Annotated in this window: 3 protein-coding genes and 1 pseudogene; 2 read left to right on the top strand and 2 right to left on the bottom strand. The window is 58.5% G+C overall.

All coding sequences use genetic code 11. From position 1 onward, the window contains the following. Positions 1-278 precede the first annotated feature (278 nt). Both AC5ZGW_RS45855 and AC5ZGW_RS45850 read left to right on the top strand, forming a co-directional pair. Entirely contained in the window at positions 279-515 is a 237-nt protein-coding gene (locus AC5ZGW_RS45855) for a hypothetical protein (protein ID WP_463703220.1), read from the top strand. Positions 516-533: 18 nt separating this feature from the next. Further along, positions 534-752: a hypothetical protein gene (locus AC5ZGW_RS45850; RefSeq protein WP_496114153.1), complete on the top strand. Its 219-nt coding sequence runs from the start codon at positions 534-536 to the stop codon at positions 750-752. A 384-nt stretch (positions 753-1,136) separates the two neighbouring features. On the opposite strand, the pseudogene AC5ZGW_RS45845 reads toward AC5ZGW_RS45850, so the two are convergent. Next, a pseudogene (locus AC5ZGW_RS45845) lies at positions 1,137-1,409 on the bottom strand (relaxase/mobilization nuclease domain-containing protein); the annotation flags it as partial. Positions 1,410-1,601: 192 nt separating this feature from the next. Beyond that, positions 1,602-2,069, bottom strand: coding sequence for a T-DNA border endonuclease subunit VirD1 (gene virD1 / locus AC5ZGW_RS45840; RefSeq protein ID WP_245475244.1), 468 nt, complete (start codon positions 2,067-2,069; stop codon positions 1,602-1,604). Between the last annotated feature and the right edge of the window lie 178 nt (positions 2,070-2,247).

Here is a 2,247-nt window from a genome sequence, read left to right as displayed (position 1 = left end):
ACCTCAGACCGGCCGACAGTCGGCGCTACGTCCGTCAAGCGAAAGTAACATCCTCAGATGAGGCAATACGGGGGTCAAATTTGAACGCCGATTGACAGACGTGGGAGCTCATACCCGTTACGAACGAACTTCAAACTGGATTAAGCCCGTGGGGCAAGGTCACCTCCGGCAAACCCGGGGCGGCTCACAACGTCCACTCGGCACAATCCTCACCGAGATCCGCCCCGCTCTTCATCGTGCGATCGTACGATCGCACGTCGGCTGCGAAGTCGCAGTGGTTGATTGGGATCGAGATCCTCAGGTTCAGGCTCGCGGCGGCGATGTCGCCTCGCGCGTTCGTCTGCCTCGCGCTGTTCACGGGCCGCGCGCTGGCCGCGAGTTTCGATGATGGATGGCGGGAAACGACGGCGCTGGCGTGGCCGCTCGAGCGAAGTGGGCTGGCCGTCGCCGCCTTCGGGCTCGCGGCCGCGGCGCCGCTGAGTTTCGCGCTGGAGTTCAACACCACCTACATTTGATGCACTGGGGTCCGCGTCTTGTGCTGCGCCTCCCCGAACATTACCTTCCGCCGCATCTTCTTCGGTCTGGCGCTGTTCACGGGCCGCTCGCTGGGCGCGCGTTTCGATGATGGATGGCGCGAAACGGCGGCGCTGCCGTGGGCGAGCGAGCGAAGTCGGCTGGCCGTCGCCGCCTTCGAGCTCGCGGCCGCGGCGCTGCCGAGTTTCGCGCCGGAGTTCAACACCACCTACATCTGATGCACTGGGGCCCGTGTCTTGTGCTTCGTTTCCCTGAACAATGGCCCCCGTATTTGCGCGGTCGTCCACTTCCGCAGTGCTCGTGGACGCTTGGAATGCCCGGCGACCGCCACGTGCTGATTGAAGGGCTTCGGAGGTCCTGCCGTCGCGTTCAAGGTTCGGCGGTCCGGGGTGGCCTCTAGGACTAACAGGAATATCGGGCTCAGGTTCCGGTTGAATTACGACGGCTTCTCTAACCCTCTGCCTGCGTCGGAATTCCGCATAAGTAATCGGACGCTCCATAATGCCTCGGTCGGCACGACGTGTCGCATCCAATTCAATGCCATGATCATCGGCTGCATCAACCAATACGGCGCGCATATTATCGTAGTTGTGATGAGGATTGCGGCGCGAGATCTTCAGCCAATGGCCTTCCTGTGCCCGTCGATTGACGACTGCATGCAAGTGTGGATGCGGCCGATCGATATGGAACGCCGTGATGTAGTCAAATGAACCGCCATTGTGACCTGAACCAAACATTCTTTCGGTCCATGCACGACCGGCAGCATGCGCATGGTTGGCATCTGTGCCGGGCGGGAAGCTGATGATGATATGAGTTGTCAGGTCCTGATTGCTTTCTGCGACCGACTGACCGGCCTGATAGTTGCCGGTCTGCACGGCCCAACTTTGGGCAAACTGGTCGAGTTGGTCATATGGCAGCAAAACGCCTTGATGACGTTCGGAACGTAGAAGATCAACGGCTCCGTTGCGCGAAAGGTATTGCAGCTGATTTCGGATTTGCTGGGCGCTCCGAGAGCCGCCTCGAGGCACAATTCTTACGATTGCTTGCGGATGAGGCACTTTGGTTGCCTAATGATCGTGTTCATGAGTGCTATCGCCCTGCATGAGCTCCTGCAGTCGCCTACGACCGTCCTCTCGCCGTCGCGATACGTTCAATATTGTGCGGAGCAGGGCGTCGAGCGCGGAAAATTCCTGACCAAAGTGTTGCCTGTGCCTCTCGAACCTTTCGATGTCGAAGGTGGCGTCACGGTTAGCAACTCGGCTTAGTTCCCTGAGTGCTTGGGCAATGTTGCCGATGTGACAGGTGATCGCCCGAAGATCATCCCGAGTCTCATCGCCAATCTCAATAAATCCGCCGATCCTGCGGACCGCAATTCGCAGCGCCATACTGTTGGTCAGCCCAAGCACACGCAACTGCTGCGAAAACGCATCGAATTCGGCCGCGCGTAAACGCACGCTGATGATTCTATAGCCGCTCTGAGCGATGATAGCAGCACTCCCACTTTTACTTAAGCGCGTCATCAACCGAGTCGACACGTTGCCCCTCCATCATCTCTAGGGTTATCATACGGTGAGAAGCGCCAAATGTAATACCGTCGGTCCCGAATTGCGCGAAAGACTGGTTGCGATTGTAGCTAAGAATCTGACTCAAAATTCATGACTTGACGTTGGCCGATCTGGCGATGCGGCGCACCAGTTGTCGAGTTGACGCAAT

This window comes from Bradyrhizobium sp. Crot121 (genome assembly GCF_059512385.1).
Note: the sequence above shows the minus strand (reverse complement) of the source record. Positions and strands in the feature narration are given on the sequence as shown.